The 16639-nt window shown below is 38.4% G+C and carries 17 protein-coding genes; 15 read left to right on the top strand and 2 right to left on the bottom strand.

Features of this window, described 5'->3' with window-relative positions; all coding sequences use genetic code 11:
- The first annotated feature begins 114 nt into the window (after positions 1-114).
- From EAX61_RS14055 to EAX61_RS14035, 5 genes are all read left to right on the top strand, one after another.
- Complete coding sequence (locus EAX61_RS14055; RefSeq protein WP_121918341.1) at positions 115-525, top strand: hypothetical protein; 411 nt, start codon at positions 115-117, stop codon at positions 523-525.
- Positions 526-809: 284 nt separating this feature from the next.
- Positions 810-2318 (top strand): hypothetical protein, encoded by a 1509-nt coding sequence (locus EAX61_RS14050; RefSeq protein WP_121918340.1) that lies wholly within the window; start codon positions 810-812, stop codon positions 2316-2318.
- A gap of 1 nt (position 2319) precedes the next feature.
- A complete protein-coding gene (locus EAX61_RS14045; RefSeq protein ID WP_121918339.1) occupies positions 2320-2979 on the top strand; it encodes a hypothetical protein in 660 nt (219 codons plus the stop codon).
- Between the two features lie 371 nt (positions 2980-3350).
- Positions 3351-5075 (top strand): hypothetical protein, encoded by a 1725-nt coding sequence (locus tag EAX61_RS14040; RefSeq protein WP_121918338.1) that lies wholly within the window; start codon positions 3351-3353, stop codon positions 5073-5075.
- A 7-nt stretch (positions 5076-5082) separates the two neighbouring features.
- Entirely contained in the window at positions 5083-5739 is a 657-nt protein-coding gene (locus EAX61_RS14035) for a hypothetical protein (protein ID WP_147448380.1), read from the top strand.
- A gap of 38 nt (positions 5740-5777) precedes the next feature.
- On the opposite strand, the gene EAX61_RS14030 is transcribed toward EAX61_RS14035, so the two are convergent.
- Complete coding sequence (locus EAX61_RS14030; protein WP_121918336.1) at positions 5778-6146, bottom strand: VOC family protein; 369 nt, start codon at positions 6144-6146, stop codon at positions 5778-5780.
- 1 nt (position 6147) lies between these two features.
- On the bottom strand, positions 6148-7041 hold the full coding sequence (locus EAX61_RS14025) for an MBL fold metallo-hydrolase (RefSeq protein WP_121918335.1): 894 nt from the start codon (positions 7039-7041) through the stop codon (positions 6148-6150).
- A 177-nt stretch (positions 7042-7218) separates the two neighbouring features.
- Here EAX61_RS14025 and cyoE point away from each other — a divergent pair, with 177 nt between their 5' ends.
- The 10 genes from cyoE to EAX61_RS13975 all read left to right on the top strand — a co-directional run bounded on the left by cyoE (position 7219) and on the right by EAX61_RS13975 (position 16618).
- Positions 7219-8112, top strand: a complete 894-nt coding sequence (cyoE, locus tag EAX61_RS14020) for a heme o synthase (RefSeq protein WP_347337928.1) — start codon at positions 7219-7221, stop codon at positions 8110-8112.
- Positions 8113-8721, top strand: a complete 609-nt coding sequence (locus EAX61_RS14015; protein WP_121918334.1) for a cytochrome c oxidase subunit 3 — start codon at positions 8113-8115, stop codon at positions 8719-8721.
- 147 nt (positions 8722-8868) lie between these two features.
- Positions 8869-9849: a cytochrome c oxidase subunit 3 gene (locus tag EAX61_RS14010; protein WP_121918333.1), complete on the top strand. Its 981-nt coding sequence runs from the start codon at positions 8869-8871 to the stop codon at positions 9847-9849.
- Between the two features lie 93 nt (positions 9850-9942).
- Positions 9943-10326 carry a cytochrome C oxidase subunit IV family protein gene (locus tag EAX61_RS14005; protein WP_121918332.1) on the top strand — a complete coding sequence of 128 codons (384 nt, stop codon included), beginning with the start codon at positions 9943-9945 and terminating at the stop codon, positions 10324-10326.
- A 58-nt stretch (positions 10327-10384) separates the two neighbouring features.
- Complete coding sequence (locus tag EAX61_RS14000; RefSeq protein ID WP_121918331.1) at positions 10385-11077, top strand: hypothetical protein; 693 nt, start codon at positions 10385-10387, stop codon at positions 11075-11077.
- Positions 11078-11079: 2 nt separating this feature from the next.
- Positions 11080-11817, top strand: a complete 738-nt coding sequence (locus EAX61_RS13995) for an SCO family protein (RefSeq protein ID WP_121918330.1) — start codon at positions 11080-11082, stop codon at positions 11815-11817.
- A 1-nt stretch (position 11818) separates the two neighbouring features.
- On the top strand, positions 11819-12364 hold the full coding sequence (locus tag EAX61_RS13990) for a DUF420 domain-containing protein (RefSeq protein ID WP_121918329.1): 546 nt from the start codon (positions 11819-11821) through the stop codon (positions 12362-12364).
- The gene (locus EAX61_RS13985; RefSeq protein ID WP_236642054.1) at positions 12364-12657 is read left to right on the top strand and encodes a hypothetical protein; all 294 of its coding nucleotides are present in this window, start codon (positions 12364-12366) and stop codon (positions 12655-12657) included. Before EAX61_RS13990 ends, EAX61_RS13985 begins: the two co-directional genes overlap by 1 nt.
- A 303-nt stretch (positions 12658-12960) precedes the next feature.
- Positions 12961-13875, top strand: a complete 915-nt coding sequence (locus tag EAX61_RS13980) for a patatin-like phospholipase family protein (protein WP_121918328.1) — start codon at positions 12961-12963, stop codon at positions 13873-13875.
- A 103-nt stretch (positions 13876-13978) separates the two neighbouring features.
- On the top strand, positions 13979-16618 hold the full coding sequence (locus tag EAX61_RS13975; RefSeq protein WP_121918327.1) for a DUF3857 domain-containing protein: 2640 nt from the start codon (positions 13979-13981) through the stop codon (positions 16616-16618).
- Positions 16619-16639: the final 21 nt, after the last annotated feature.

Genomic DNA, 16639 nt, shown 5'->3' with positions numbered 1-16639 from the left:
TTAGATCACCCAGCACTTTAAAATTCAAGTTCTATTTGAATTTCCGTTCATACGATTTCATAAAGAAAATTCGTTATACAAGAGCACACAACTACCTCACATTTATCACAAACTATGTTATTAAAAATCGCTGCTCTGGGGATGGCGGTGTTGTTGCTGTGTTCCTGTAAAGAAGAAAGCTGTTACAAGTCTCAGCATAACGAGGTATTGGGTGCAAATCAATACAATACTAAAGTATATCAGGCAGAACTGTACAGGCTCATCAAGGAAAGCTCAGAAGTTGATTACTATTTTGAAACTCGAGAAGAAATTATGGGTCAGATTTTTTTGGTGGTAAATGCTTATGGAGATGCCTTTTGTGGGAAGTTGTGCCTCGTCATTTCAGAAGAAGATGCGCAACAGATGCATCTAGACGAAAACAAAGGCTACCGTGGCGCGCAGTTGATAGGGTTACGCTTTCGCGAAAGCAAAACCGACTATGGCGCCACCCTCGTTTATGAGGCGCTGGAGTATATTGTGGATTAAGGTAAGAGGGGTATTTATGAGAAATTATGGGGCGAATGCCCCTAAAATATCGGGGGGGGGTAATGTGTATGTTTGAGCCATCTAAAAATAAACCGATGCAAAACACCCTCAAATCTCTTATCCTTTTAATTCTTATTTCTATTGTATCTTGTACCTAGGACGATGTTATCGTTGATGATACAAATATCACCTTACCTCAAGAAACAAAAAACACCACCAGAAAAATCGCGAGTGATAAAATACCTCACATAATCGACTATCTAAAAGACAGAACAAACGGGACGATGCGTTTTGAAATACAATCCTATAATAGTGACACGAGGTCTGTAGAGCCAAATTTAATATTGGGAGACACGCAGATGGAGGAGATTCTGGAGTCCATAAACAGTTATGACAGGAAAAATTATACGTTTAAATTGAATACAATTAATGGTGGTGTCCCGGGTTACATTTCAAGATATAATCTTGTAGTGAAGGAAACGTTGCGAGGGACTTATTCTTATATTACAGAATATAGATTTACAACAAATTGGGTTCAAACTCAGTCTGGTGGGGTTGATTGGTCTACGTATACAGGAGAATTACTTTATTATACAGACATTGGACAGTTTGTGGGTACTGTAGAAATGGCAGACGGTCAAGGGTTCACATCTTTTTTGAACGACCCTTGTGATGACGGCGGTAGCTCTAACGGAGGAGGATCTAATGATGATGGAGGTACTTCTGGAGATATTGGAACTGGAGATTCTGGAAATGGTGATTCTGGAAATGGAGATTTTGGAAATGGAGATTCTGGAAACACAGGAACGAGTGGCGAAGACGATGGTGGTCCAATAGGCGACAGCTGTGAATGGTATATTTATGGTGACGGGGAGTGCAATTGTATTCCAACAACTGTGGTAATTTGTCCAGGGGATGAAACCGATGATCAAAAGACAATTGAAGATATTCTTAGAAACCCTGCCTGCGAGACACCAGATGATTGTAACCAGCAAAACGATTGCGAATTTGGTTTTGATGCAAACTGTGGGTGCCTGCCAGAGGAGGAAGAGGAGATTGAGAATGAAGATGTAGGTATGAATGTTGATATTGATGAATACTTGATAGCCGTGGAGATTGAGGATAATATCACTTCAACAAATTTAGACCCTTGTTCAAATAACATTTTAACCCAACTCAAAAATTTACAACAAAATGATATTGCTAACATAATTTATAGATTTGGCGCGCCTGATTTACCATACATTTGGCAAATACTCACGGGTGTTCCTCCAATAAATCCAAATAATGCGGGAGAAACAGATTGGAAAAGGGATGAAATTGGAGAGCCAATGGATTATAATTATGTAACGCATATTCAACCCGCTTATGCTGGTCAGGCTACGAAGATGTCCATAGCAAGATCTATTTTACACGAACTAGTACACGCTCATTTAATTAGTTTGGTTGATGATTCAGTTCTAACAGGATCAAATGAAGTGACAAATTTCCCCTTACTGTGGAATGCCTTATTAACAGAGACATACGATGATAACCCTAATCAATTACAGCACGAAATTATTGCCCGAAAATTCATTGAGCCTATTGAAGATGCCCTAAAAGAGTGGGATAATTCCCAAGAATCAGATCAATATTATAGAGATCTAGCTTGGGGTGCATTATTTGAGACATCAACATTTAATTATGTTTTTCAGAATGATCTGGTCGCAAAGAATCGAATAATAAATACTAATATGGCTGAAGATACTAATTCAGTTCAAAACGGCGTGACGCCTAAAAGCAACCCATGTTAATATGAAGATTAAAAACATCTTTATTATTTGTCTGTTGCTCTCAACAGCGCAATGCAAATCTCAAAATTCGGCTAGCAGACTTTCTATAAAAGAAAAAGACACAGAGGCATTTGTTACCTTTTTTAATACTCAAAAAATGTATTCTTATATTGATAAGAATGTTATGGGGGCAGATTTAATTTTAAATTTCATAGGTAGATATAAACACAATATAAAGTTTTATAGAACTGCAGACAGTATTTGCAAGAAAGATCAAGATTTAGAAAGACTTAAATTTTACTGTCCTCTTGCAGACTCTTTTTCACGATTTGAAGGCTTGCTCGATGCTTCGGATTTTGAATACCTTAGAGCGGAATATGAATCGAGTAGAAAACCTCGAGAATTAAATGTTGAATCTATTATTTCGCAAACCATACCGTTGTTAAAACATTCTGACATTTACTATGAACAAGTGGATTATACAAGATATGATGGAGTCCCAAAAATAGATGAGTTTCCAAGTATTCGTGTATTAGATTATTACATTACTAAAAACGAGGACGTCGCAATTATAGTTTATGTAACAGAAGGGCCGGGTATCAGGCACGGACGAGCAAGTTATTTTCTCTTAAAGAAAATGGATGACATCTGGTGGAAACCAATAGGGCCATTGAAAATTTAGTCCTTTATGTAAATATAGATTATTGGTTAATTTTTGGATAGGGTTCATTGATTTCAAGGATCAAACTTCCCTATATGCCACAACACCCCACTAGGGTCGTGAGGGAAAAACTACTTTCCATAATTCTTTACTCCCAACATAGAGACGTACTAAATGATACTAGATTAAAACAAAGGCTACCGGGGTGCGCAATCGATAGGGTTACGCTTTCGCGAAAGCAAAACCGATTATGGCGCCACCCTCGTTTATGAAGCGCTGGAGTATATTGTGGATTAAGGTAAGAGGGGCATTTGTGAGAAATTAAGGGGCGAATGCCCCTAAAATATCGGGGGGGGGTAATGTGTATGTTTGAGCCATCTAAAAATAAACCGATGCCTAACACACTAAAATTGCTTATCCTCGTATTCTTAATTTCTATCGTATCTTGTACAAAAGATGATGTCACAATAGACGCAGTTACCGTCATTGACTCTCAGGAGCTAAAAAATGAAACGAAAAAAATAGCGAGCGATAAAATTCCCCACATTATAGATTACCTCAAAAAAAGAACAAGTGGTACGATGCGTTTTGAAATTCAATCTTATAATAATGATACACGGTCTATAGAACCAGATTTGATTCTGGGTGAAGCCCAGATGGATGAGATTTTAGAATCTATAAATAGCTACGACAGGAAAAACTATTCGTTTAAGCTAGAGACCTTTAATGAAAGAAACCCTATCTATATCTCCTATTTTAATCTTGTAGTAAAGGAGACCCTTAGAGGAGTCTATGCTTATATTGCTGAGTATCGTATGACTAGGGACTGGGTAGGAACCCAGACAGGAAGTCTTAATATGACGACATTTACAGGGGAGCTTGTTTTTTATACAGACACAGGAGCTTATGTAGGTGATGTTAGTATGGATAACGGTACGGCAACAGACTATTTTCTAAATGACCCTTGTGGAGATGGAGGCAGCGATAGTGATGGAAATACAGATAACGGCACCGGTACGTGGGATACAGGAACTGGAGATACTGGTGGTGATAGTGATACAGGAGCTGATGGGGACACAGGCGGTGGTACTGGCGGTATTATAAGTATAACCACCGTAGAGAACTGCGAGATTGAAGTTCCTTGCTCACATCCCGAGCATCAAGTGGACCACCAGACCGCTCCTTGCACCCATCCTGATTGCGGGATTGAATTTGTGATTGATATAAAATTTGAGGGTGATGAGATGACTACCTCGCGCAATTTAGGCGAGGTAATGAGAAACCCTGGCTGTGAGACACCAGATGACTGTAACCAGCAGAACGATTGTGAATTTGGTTTTGATGAAAATTGTGGATGCTTACCTGAAGAAGAAGAGGAAATTGAGAATGATGAGGTAGGGGTGAATGTTGATTTAGAGGAATATATAATCGCTAATGAAATAGAGGATAATATCAACTCTGTAAATCTGGATCCGTGTTCTAATAATATTTTAACACAACTCAAAAATTTACAACAAAATGATATTGCGAATATAATTTATAGATTTGGCGCGCCTGCTTCCGGGTATAATTTGGTTATGCAAACCGGCGTTCCTTCAAACCCACTCCATCAAGCCGAAACTGATTGGTATTATGACGTAAACGGTAATGCGCTACCTAAAAATTATGTAACTGTATTGAGAAATAGTTATACTGATCAAGCTACCACAATTGCAATTGCGAGGACTATACTTCACGAGATTCTTCACGCTTATATGCTTTCTAAAGTTGATGATGGAGATGCTCAAGTGCCAGTGAATATTGCAGAGCTTCCTGTACTTTGGGACGCAGTAATGGCGGATTTATATAATGATGATCCAGAAGCCGTTCAGCATCAACAAATGGCTGAAAAGTTCATAACTCCTATGAGGGATGCTCTACGTGAGTGGGACAATAATCAACAGTCTAGTCGGTATTATGAGGACTTAGCTTGGGGAGCCCTGTACGAAACAAGTACTTTTATAGATTTGTATCCAGAAGATTCTGAGAGTTATACAAGAATACTTCGTACTAACATTGCTGAGGATAGTAATTCTCCTCAAGAAGATATTTTGCCATTGGGTGATTCTTGTCAATAAATTTGTTATGAAAATATTATGTCTAGTTTTTTTGTTTATAACTACATCCTGTGTTGCACAGAAGGCGACAATACAAGAATTCGATCAAAATAAAAGGGATGCACTTAGAGTTTTTCTCAACAATCAAAAATCATACACTTTTGTTGATGAAAATGTGATTAAGGTTACTGGAATTAAAAAATTTGTAGGGCGTTATAGGAAAGCTAGGAGTCTTTATAGAACTGCCGATAAAATATGCGGTACAAGCAAGGATACGTATGAACTCAAATTTTATTGTCCTATAAAAGACAGTTTTTCCATTTATGAAAACCTTCTTAATGAAGACGATTTGTTTTATATACTTAATAATTTTGATAAATTTCACCTCACCTTGCCATCAAAACTGCCATTGGATACGTTGTGGGGTGAAAATGTACAAAGCCTCAAAAAACACTCTGAACAATTTTATAATGCGCTAGACTATAATAGGTATGATGGTAATCCTAATATTGATGAATACCCAAGTTTAAGAATTTATGGTTGCTTGCTAAATGAAAATAAAACCGTAGCAATTATTCCTTACAACCACGTTCACATGGGAGTGAATCACGGTAGAGTGAATTTTTTTCTCTTAAAGAAAATGGATGGAATTTGGTGGAAACCAATAGGGCCATTGAAAATTTAATTATCTATTTAAATATTAGTTTTTTTTGGATTGGGTCATTAATTTCTACTAAATCCCCCAATATGCCACAACACCCCACTAGGATCGTGAAGGAAAAACTCCCGCCCCCAGTCGTTTATGACCATTTTAGATAGGCGCACTTTAGGGAAATGAACTGAAAGATCGAGTGATTCCAGATGAGCAAGAAAGGTATCGGGGTCTGCTACTTCTAGAAAAAGCATCGTGTTGTCTACCCAGTCCCTCACATAAGCATCTTGAAGATAGAACCCAAAATCTCCTAGTCCCAAAAAGGACATGTTGTGTCCTGCCCAATTTTCGATAAAACCTATACGTTCATAAAATCGTTTAGATTCTTGAAAGTCTTTAGATCCTACAAATGGTCGTATGGATTTTACAGCAGGCTTCATTTTAGTCCTCTATGATGTTCGTTTCCTTTTCTTTTATGAGACTTTGATAGATCGTACGGCGAAATTTTTCCCCAGATATGAAGTCGTCTTTGGTCTCTTCGTCTGTAAAGAAATCATTTGTAAGAGATCCATCTGCAACGACTTGATCTTCGGTTTTTCCTGCTTGTATAGCGTCTGAGATATTGCCAGCGACTGTTTTGAGCATCGTGTTGTACTTCTTGTAATCTTCTTTTGTTCCCATTGGTCCGTGACCTGGAATAATCTTTGTCTCATCATTAATAAGCATCAGCCCTTTTGCGGCAGCAGCGATGTCGCCGGTAATACTTCCACCTCGCGCAAGATCTATATAAGGGAATCTTCCGTTAAAAAAAGTGTCTCCTGTGTGAAGCACATTGCTTTGGGCAAAATAGATAAGCGCATCACCATCTGTATGTGCCTCGTGCACGTGAGTGATAAAAATATCGTTTCCGTTCATATAAAAGGTTGCGTCTTCAGAAAAGGTGATGACAGGCAGGCCAGCATCGGCTGTTTTTTCATTTTCGGCGAGTCGCTTGCGCACATTGTCGTGAGCCACAATCATTGCGCCAGCGGCCTCAAAATTTGCATTGCCACCGGAGTGATCTCCGTGAAAGTGGGTGTTTACCAGAAATTTTACGGGCTTATCAGATACCGTTTTTATCGCTGCCATAATCTTATCACTGAGCGGTGCAAACTGGTCGTCTATCATAAAAACACCGTCTTCGCCCACAGAAATCCCAATGTTTCCGCCAGCTCCCACTAGCATATAAATATCATCCCCTACGGGTTCAACCTTTATTTGAACATTATCAAAACGACCTTGGGCAGTGGCCATAAGGGAAATAGTAAAGATACATAGGGAAAGTAGTGATTTCATAATGGGAGGTTTTTTAACTTTAATATTTTAAAGATAGTTTTTTTGCTCCTGCCTGCCGGCAGGCAGGTTCGCGAAAGCGTAATTTTAACACTCATTTAAGCTTTGTATTATCTTGTGCAAAAGAACACTAGCGAGTATCTTTGCACAAAATTAAAGATTGCTAATTTTCAAGCCCTTTTGAGCGAAGTTTCTACCCATACCATTGCTGTTTCTCCCTGGCAAGATTTCAAGGAAATCACAAAGATGCGCCTTTCTATAAGCGTTGTATTTTCTAGTGTGGCAGGTTATTTTCTGGGTGCCGAGATTATAGATTGGGGAATTGTACTGCTACTCTCTGTAGGGGGTTACCTTATGGTTGGTGCTTCTAACGCATACAATCAGGTATTGGAGCGTGATCTCGATGCTCTTATGGATCGCACGAAGAATAGGCCTGTTGCCTCTGGACGTATGTCTACTACCGTGGCAATGGCCATCGCAATTGCTTTTACAATCCTCGGATTACTCACTTTATTTTACATCAATCCACAAACGGCAATGTTTGGAGGGATTTCCATATTTATGTATGTGTTGCTCTATACACCGCTCAAAACGAAGACACCGCTTTCTGTTTTTGTGGGTGCTTTTCCTGGAGCAATTCCTTTTATGTTAGGTTGGGTAGCCGCAACAAACGACTTTGGTATTGAGCCTGGGACGCTGTTTATGATTCAGTTTTTCTGGCAGTTTCCACATTTTTGGGCAATAGGATGGTTCTTGTATGACGATTATAAAAAAGGAGGTTTTTTTATGTTGCCTACGGGAAAACGAGATAAAGGAACCGCAACGCAAGTTATTTTATACACAGTGTGGACGATATTGATATCGATTATTCCTGCTTTTGGATACACAGGGAATCTTTTCCTATCTCCAGCTGCAGCAATTATAGTTGGTGGTCTTGGCTTGTTTATGTTGTACTGGGCTATCAAACTTTATCAAAATCGGGATGCAAAAACTGCAAAACGATTGATGCTCTCCAGCGTCACATACATTACCTTGCTACAAATTGTTTTTGTAGTGGATAAATTTTTACGCTAGATGGATTACACGCAAGGAACAGAACGATTTAAGAGGGAACGCTCTAAAAAGCAGATGCTCTGGTTTGGTATTATTAGTCTTTGTATGACCTTTGCTGGGCTTACAAGTGCCTACATCGTGAGTATGGAACGCAGAGATTGGAATAGTACTTATGATTTTCCAGAGGCGCTTATTTGGTCTACGATAATTATTATTGTAAGCAGTATCACTATTCATTTATCAAAAAAAGCAATTCTAGCTGGTAATAAATCCCAAGGAACTCTGCTTATGTTTGTTACACTTGGACTAGGGATTACATTTGTTATTTCGCAAGTCCAAGGTTATGGACAGCTTACAGCTCAAGGCTTATATTTTACTGGCCCCGTGAGTAATATAACTGGAACATTTATCACGCTTATCGGAGTGGTACACGCAGTACACGTTTTTGCAGGATTTGTTTCACTAGTTGTGATGGTGGTAAAACAATTTCAAGGAAAGTACACTAACGAAAGTCACCTGGGGTTGACGCTAGGTGTTACCTTTTGGCATTTTCTGGATATTCTTTGGGTGTTTTTATTCTTGTTGTTGTACTGTACGCGCCACTGGTGCGAGTGGACGGCTTGTGCTTAATAGGAGAATCTGGGAACTTATTGTGATTTTTTCTAGTACGCTTTTGCCAAAGCGTAATTAGACCCATTATAAATCGAGCTTCAAGGTTTGAAATACGATTAGAAAATACTTATTTTTGCAAACAATATTATAACCAATTACGCTACTATGAGCACGACCGTGACAAGTACTGATACAGGAGAAAACACTTGGGGAGGTGGTAACCAGCCACTTAGAGCAAGTTATGGAAAATTGATGATGTGGTTTTTCATCGTTTCTGATGCACTTACGTTCTCAGGATTTCTTGCCGCTTATGGATTTTCTAGATTCAAATTTATAGACTCTTGGCCTATTGCAGATGAAGTGTTTACTCACTTTCCAGGATTACACGGTGTAAATGCCCCGATGTATTATGTGGCGTTTATGACATTCATACTTATTATGTCGTCAGTTACAATGGTACTTGCTGTAGACGCTGGTCATCACATGAACAAGAAAAAAGTGACGTTCTATATGTTTCTCACGATCATCGGGGGAGCAATATTCGTAGGGTCACAGGCTTGGGAATGGGCAACATTCATTCAGGGGGATTATGGAGCGGTAGAGACTAAGGGAGGTAAAATACTTCAGTTCCAGAATGTAGATGGAGAGCGCGTTGCATTAAGTGAGTTTGCAATAGCCGGAGTAAGTGAGCGTGAGCAACACTTGAAAAAAAACGGGGTGTGGTATTATGAAGAAGGAACACCCACTACGTACAATATTGAAGAGGTAAAAGCAGGATTTGTCGCAAATCCAGACTTATTGATCCGTGTTCAAGAGCTTAACGAGAAAGGTGAAAAAATAGTTTTAAATAGAGAAGAGTCTCTGGCCAAAATTAATAGAGATGCTGTGGGCGTTGTAGAGGGGGCAAATCTGTATCATAATGAGTACGGTACGCCACTATTTGCAGATTTCTTTTTCTTTATCACAGGCTTTCACGGTTTTCACGTATTTTCAGGAGTTGTGATAAATATTATCATCTTCTTTAATGTATTGTTGGGTACTTACGAGCGCCGTGGTCACTATGAGATGGTAGAAAAAGTAGGATTGTACTGGCACTTTGTAGATTTAGTTTGGGTATTTGTATTTACCTTCTTCTACCTAGTTTAATTCCTGCAGAGGCTGAAATCTCATCAAGAGATTCACGTTTTGAGAGGGAAAGCATTTTGAGATAAAAATAATATAACATAAGTAGCATAAGCTATGGCACACGAACATAAATTAGCAATATTCAGAGGAACACTTAAGTTCAAATCTAATATTACAAAAATCTGGGGTATCCTTATCATCCTATCTATCGTTACGGCGATTGAGGTTGTATTGGGTATCATAAAGCCAGAAATTCTTACGGAGACAACATTTATCCGTATGAAACTCCTTAACTGGATTTTTATCCTGTTGACCATATTTAAGGCTTATTATATCACTTGGGACTTTATGCACATGCGTGATGAAGTAAAAGGCCTGCGTCGAGCAGTGGTCTGGACGGCAGTATTCCTGATCTGTTATCTGGTCTTTATTTTACTGACCGAAGGAGATTATATTTTTGACGTCTACAATACAGGATTCCAAAGTTGGGATTTCTAAGAAAAACATATTGAAAAAGGCGGTTTGAAAAAACCGCCTTTTTTTAGCGCTCTACCCTATGAAAAAGAAATTTGTACTTATCTCGCTTTTTGTACTTCCCGTGGTGGCTTATATCTTCTTTGCCTCTGGGGTTTATAATTTTGACTCCCTTCCTGTCGTTTTGGAAGGAGTAGATGATCTTGACGGTTACACTTTTGCTGAAATTGATACACCTTACAATGGTGATGAGTCGCTACAGTTAAAGGACAGAGTTACCATTGTAGGCTATTTAGGCGACGAACTAAAGAAAAATGTTGGCCTCACAGCAAATCTTAACCTAACCGTTTACAAATACTATCAGGGTTTTGAAGAATTTCAAGCCATTTTCTTTGTAAACGAAGGGAGCACGGCCCAGGCGGAAGAGCTTAAAGAAGAACTCGCCCGAGTAACAGATGTCAAAAAATTTCATATTGTTGAGATAACTCCAGAAGAAGCGCGCAAGCATTTTGATAGTCTGGGAACTCCACTTGCAGCGACTATGCGGGGATATTCGCCTTATGTATTTATCGTCGATAAAGAACTCAATGTAAGAAGTCGTGACGATGACAAAAAGAAAACTAACATTTACGGTTACGATCTCACTCAAGCTGTAGAGACAGGTTACCTAAAAGATGATATTAAAGTTGTCTTGGCCGAATATCGTAAGGCGTTACGTAAAAATAATAATGCCAGTCCAAAATTAGAACAACGTAGACCTACAAAAGAAAATTAAGGATGCGCAAGAATACATATATAGGAATCGCGGCCATAGTCCTCATTTTTGGGATCATATTTATCCCAAAAATCTTTAAGCGATTAGTAAACGATGATGTCACTCGGGGTGGTAGGATGCACGCCGTGGGTGGTGAACAAGAAGATGAAGCTCCAGATGGTCTAGTTTACATCAATCAAAACGGAGTAGACCGTAAAGTACCACCGTTTGAGTTTGTAAATCAAGACAATGACACCATTACAAATGCAGATTATAAAGGAAAAGTGTATCTCGTAGAATTCTTTTTTACCAGATGTACGGACATTTGTATCCCAATGAATCACAACTTACAAGCGATTGCCCAAGAGTTTGAGGGAAATCCTAATTTTGGCATCGCCTCTTTCTCCATAGACCCAGAGCACGACCAGCCCAAAGTGCTGAAAAAGTATGCTCAGGATTATGGAGTGACCAATCCCAATTGGCATTTCATGACAGGAGACCGTGAGGAAATGCGCAAACTTGCAAATGAAGGCTTTTACCTCGCCACTAATTTAGGAGAGGTAGAGCACGTAGATTTATATCACTCAGGCCTATTTGCCCTAATAGATCAAAACGGCTTTATACGCTCTCGCCTTGATCCTTACGGAAATCCAAAACCGTATTATCGAGGTCACGTTCCTATGGACGCGCAGCTAGCAGAGGATGAAGAACAACCAGAAATTGATATTTTAATAGAAGACATAAAAAAGTTATTGAAGTAATATGAGTACGCTTTCCAAAACCGAACAAAAATACAAGGGCTGGATTATCGCCTTATCCATAATAATTCCAGTAGCCGTTGCGGTTCTATTTACCATAAAGTTAAAAGATTTTGGATTGGACGTAGAGCCACTCACATTTTTACCTCCTATATATGCGAGTATAAATGGCCTTACGGCAATCGTATTGATTCTCGCGGTGCTCGCCATCAAAAAAGGTAATCGCACCACGCACGAGCGATTAATGAAGTTTGCGATATTCCTCTCTGTGGTGTTTTTATTGATGTACGTGGCATACCATATGACTGCAGATTCTACCAAATTTGGCGGAGAAGGAGCAATCAGATACGTATATTTCTTCCTATTGATTTCCCATATTCTGTTGTCCATTGGGATTATTCCTATGGTACTCATCACTTATGTGAGAGCGCTTGCACAACGTTTTGATAAACACAAAAAACTAGCGCGTATAACATTTCCTATTTGGTTGTATGTTGCTATTACTGGAGTAATTGTGTATCTTATGATATCACCATATTACGTGCATTAATGAAGAATTTGAGGACTGTAATATTGATTGTGTTTCTTTTTTCCGCTTTCCTGCCTACCGGACAGGCAGGCGCGAAAGCAGACAGCTACGCATCGACCACAGCGACAACCCAATGCGCTATGTGCCGTGCCGTCCTGCAATCTGAGGAAGATAACAGTACTGCCAAAGGAGTTAATAACGGCATCAAATACTTGATGGTGATTCCTTATATCCTAGTAGGAGGCGTGTTCTACATTATCTACAAGTCGCGGAAGGCATCAAAAGAAAGTAGAAATGAGCTTGGCGAAGAATAGTACGTTTATCATTTTAACACCCAACACCCAACACCCAACACCCAACACCCAACATTATCCTCCGTTTCTGGTAGTTCCATACGATTCTAAATTGGGCTACCACTTCATATAAAATCACTCAACCACTCATTTTTTTGTTTTTTTTAATTAATATATTCCCACTTCCCACTTCCCACTTCCCACTTCCCACTTCCCACTTCCCACTTCCCACTTCCCACTTCCCACTTCCAAATTTCTTTTTCGCGAAAGCGTACCCTTCATTTAAATTTATTAAGTTGCATATAAACAAACGACTAGTAAAAAATGCGGGCACTTGTTATATCTGGAGGAGGAAGTAAAGGCGCTTTTGGAGGTGGTGTGGCGCAGTACCTTATCGAGGAGCTGGGCCGTAATTACGATTTGCTCATCGGGACATCTACTGGGAGTTTGCTCGTTCCTCATCTAGCTACTAATGAGATTGAGAAGATAAAACACGTTTATACGTCGGTAAATCAAAAGGCGATTTTTAGCCGTTGTCCTTTTAATGTAAAAATGGATAAATGGGGGCAGGAGACCATTGCTATAGACCATTTTAGTGTGTTGCGCAATTTTATGCGGGGTTCTAAGACATTTGGCGAAAGTAAAAAGCTTAAAACCTTAATTACCGACACGTTCCCAAAATCAGATTTTGAAAAGTTGCAGGCAAGTGGCAAGGAAGTCATCGTAACGGTTTCCAACCTCTCTTTGCACAAAACAGAATATAAATCCAGTAATGAAGAAACCTACGAAGATTTCTGTGAATGGATCTGGATGTCGTGCAACTATATTCCATTTATGAGTCTTGCCAAAAAGAACGGCTGTGAGTATGCAGACGGTGGTTTTGGTAGTTTGGTACCCATAAAGGAAGCCGTAGATCGAGGTGCGACGGAAATAGATGTGATCGTATTGGAAACAGAAGTCACGTACTACAATAATCTTCCATCTACTAATGTATTTTCTTTGTTGAGTAATCTCCACGGTTATATGATGGACCGTATCGAAAAGCAAAATATCGCTATAGGCAAGTACGCAGCCAATAATACTGATGCGATTATCAATTTTTACTACACACCGACGGTGCTTACTACAAACTCACTAGTGTTCAACAAAGAAAAGATGCAAGCTTGGTGGCAGAGTGGTTTTGACTATGCAAAATATAAAAATGTCGAGCTTAACGAGATTAAGGAGGTGGATGATTAATCAGAATTACTTGAATTTTTCTACGTGATTATAGAGATGCATTTTTATAGTAGGGATAATCATATTATCTTGTGGCGCTTATTGAATTAACTCTGATATTCCATTGCGCTACCTACTCATTTTCTTTGTCTTTCTATTTAGTCTTAACGCTTTCTCACAAAAACCTACCATAGGTAAAATTCCAGATTGGGTCGAGAGTCCTCCATATAATACAACGGTAAAAGACCAAGAAGATCAAAGCGGATTTTATTATCTCTTGTCTGACAGACAATATCATATACCAAAGGAGACAACATATATTCATCTCGCTATCAAGGTGCTCAATACTGAGGGGATTACCCAAATGTCTGACATAACTTTAGATTTTGATCCTACCTATGAGAATCTTGTTTTACATAATATTGATGTAATAAGGAATGGAGAACGTATAAACAAGCTTAACCTTAGTAATGTTCAAACCATTCAAAGAGAATCTAATCTCGAGCGCAAACTTTATGACGGAAGACTTACTAGCCTTATTAATCTAAGAGATATTCGTGAGGGCGATATATTGGATTATTCGTATTCCATTATAGGTGAAAATCCAATTTATGAAGGTGGTTATGCCGGACAAGCTTATTTTCAGTTCACGATTCCTGTGGGTGAGATGCGTTGTAAATTTATCGTGCCCAAGGGTGAAGACTTTAATTTTGAATACTACAATGGCGCACCAAAAGCCGAGATTATTGAAAAGGATAATAATCTCGAATATTCTTGGAATCTGGATAATGTGGATTATAAATATTATGATGTAAATACACCTATTTGGTATGATGACTTTCCTTATGTTGAAATAAGTAATTATGACTCTTGGGAATCTATTGTAAATCAATATGTATCCCTTTATACCTTAAACTCGGCAGATAAAGTTAAGCTCAAAGAGCTTGTGACTACTGAGTTTTCCTCACATCAAGATGATCTTTCTTCAAATAAGGAAGAATTGGTCAATTCACTTATCGATTTTGTACAAGATGAAGTAAGATATTTCGGATTTGAAAATGGTCTGAATTCTCACCTTCCAGAGTCTCCATTAAAAGTGCTAGAGCAACGCTATGGTGATTGTAAAGGAAAATCTTTCTTGTTGAGTGAATTGCTTAATTTGTATGGAGTAGAGGCTCACCCTATGCTTGTGCATAGTTACAATGGAGGGGTCATTGATGATAAGTTGCCTAATCCAAACCTTTTTGATCATTGTGTTGTGAGCTATAAGCTTGAGGGCACTCAGTATTTTGTGGACCCCACTATGTCTAATCAGGGACTTATAAACAAGAAACGTAATTTTCCAGATTATAAAAAGGGTCTAATCCTAAAGTCTGGCGAAAAGGAATTAGTTTCAATTCCAAATAAGACTATAAGTGGTATCGATATTCAGGAAATTTATGATATTAATAAGATTAACGGGAGTGGAGAACTCACTATCGTAACAACATATACTGGAACCAATGCAGATAATATAAGATCTGATTTTGCTCAGCGCAGTACTGCGGCCATACAAACCGATTATTTACAATTTTATAGTGCTTTATTTCCGACAATAAAGGAAAACAGGAAAATTACAATAGAAGATAATAAATTAGATGGAAACAAATTAGTTGTTAGAGAATCTTATATAGTTGATTCTATATGGTCTAAATCTCCAGATAACGACAAATTGATTTACATAGAAATTTATCCTCTTACGTTAGAGAACTTTGTAAACCCTCCAAAATCTCCAGAGCGTTCTGGCCCTTATAGTATAGGATATCCAGTAAATCTTAATTATGATATCGCTGTAAATTTACCTGAAAAATGGTCATTTGAAGATTACAATCAAGAGATCAAAAGCGATTACTTTTCTTATAGTCAAGAAATCAGCTATTATCTTAAAAAGTTAGTAATATCATATGATTACCAGCATTTTAAAGAATTTGTAAAGGCAGATGATGTGCCTAAATATATTGCGGACCATAATAAAATAAGAGATGATTTGTCATATTTTATAACGTACGATTTAGGTTTAAGTCAAATGGCGGAAACCCCAGGTATAAGTTGGATCAGTATTGTCATAATACTTCTTACGTTAGTGTTAGGTGTTTATGGAGCTTACAAAATCTATCAAAGTTATGATGTTCCAGCTCGCTCTTCTAGGGCAAAAGGAAAACCATTGGGTGGCTGGTTAATTTTAGTTTCTATAGGATTAATACTTACCCCAATAGTCATTCTATATGGCTTTATCACCGAGCTTAGTTTTGTGGATGCCTATACTTGGAAAACCCTTTGGAACACAGAAGGGATTCAAGGTAAACCATTGTTGCTTGTGGTAATATTTGAACTTATAGTGAATATTCTGAGGATCATTTTCACAGCTCTTATTATCATTCTTTTCTTTGAGAAACGTACCATAGTACCTAGGTTAATGATTGTTTTCTACGCAAGTACTTTACTATTCTTAATGATAGACGCAGTCTTGGTAAATATTCTTGTGAGCGAAGCAATGACTCCCGCAGATTGGGCAGAGAATGCGAAAGAAATTGGAAGGGCATTTATAGCTTGCGCTATATGGATTCCATACTTTATAATTTCCGAAAGGGTAAAGGATACTTTTGTTCATTACGGCCCCAATTATCAAGAGCAAACAGAAAAATTAATATCAACCGTTCAAACAGATATTTTAAGAGAAACGACAGAAACCGAAGATGATAATGACCGCTTCAAGCCATTGTAAGTGTAAAATTCAATACTGATA

The sequence above is a fragment of the Dokdonia sinensis genome, assembly GCF_003688895.1.
GTDB classification, from domain to species: domain Bacteria; phylum Bacteroidota; class Bacteroidia; order Flavobacteriales; family Flavobacteriaceae; genus Dokdonia; species Dokdonia sinensis.
This window is presented reverse-complemented; position numbering and strand designations above follow the sequence as displayed.

Coding starts and splice junctions, on each gene's coding strand:
- EAX61_RS14050 (WP_121918340.1), top strand. CDS start 810: ATGCGTTTTGAAATACAATCCTATAATAGTGACACGAGGTCTGTAGAG.
- EAX61_RS14040 (WP_121918338.1), top strand. CDS start 3,351: ATGCCTAACACACTAAAATTGCTTATCCTCGTATTCTTAATTTCTATC.
- EAX61_RS14000 (WP_121918331.1), top strand. CDS start 10,385: ATGAAAAAGAAATTTGTACTTATCTCGCTTTTTGTACTTCCCGTGGTG.
- EAX61_RS13980 (WP_121918328.1), top strand. CDS start 12,961: ATGCGGGCACTTGTTATATCTGGAGGAGGAAGTAAAGGCGCTTTTGGA.
- EAX61_RS14035 (WP_147448380.1), top strand. CDS start 5,083: ATGAAAATATTATGTCTAGTTTTTTTGTTTATAACTACATCCTGTGTT.
- EAX61_RS13995 (WP_121918330.1), top strand. CDS start 11,080: ATGCGCAAGAATACATATATAGGAATCGCGGCCATAGTCCTCATTTTT.
- EAX61_RS13990 (WP_121918329.1), top strand. CDS start 11,819: ATGAGTACGCTTTCCAAAACCGAACAAAAATACAAGGGCTGGATTATC.
- EAX61_RS14005 (WP_121918332.1), top strand. CDS start 9,943: ATGGCACACGAACATAAATTAGCAATATTCAGAGGAACACTTAAGTTC.
- EAX61_RS13985 (WP_236642054.1), top strand. CDS start 12,364: ATGAAGAATTTGAGGACTGTAATATTGATTGTGTTTCTTTTTTCCGCT.
- EAX61_RS14010 (WP_121918333.1), top strand. CDS start 8,869: ATGAGCACGACCGTGACAAGTACTGATACAGGAGAAAACACTTGGGGA.
- EAX61_RS14030 (WP_121918336.1), bottom strand. CDS start 6,146: ATGAAGCCTGCTGTAAAATCCATACGACCATTTGTAGGATCTAAAGAC.
- EAX61_RS14055 (WP_121918341.1), top strand. CDS start 115: ATGTTATTAAAAATCGCTGCTCTGGGGATGGCGGTGTTGTTGCTGTGT.
- EAX61_RS14015 (WP_121918334.1), top strand. CDS start 8,113: ATGGATTACACGCAAGGAACAGAACGATTTAAGAGGGAACGCTCTAAA.
- EAX61_RS14045 (WP_121918339.1), top strand. CDS start 2,320: ATGAAGATTAAAAACATCTTTATTATTTGTCTGTTGCTCTCAACAGCG.
- EAX61_RS14025 (WP_121918335.1), bottom strand. CDS start 7,041: ATGAAATCACTACTTTCCCTATGTATCTTTACTATTTCCCTTATGGCC.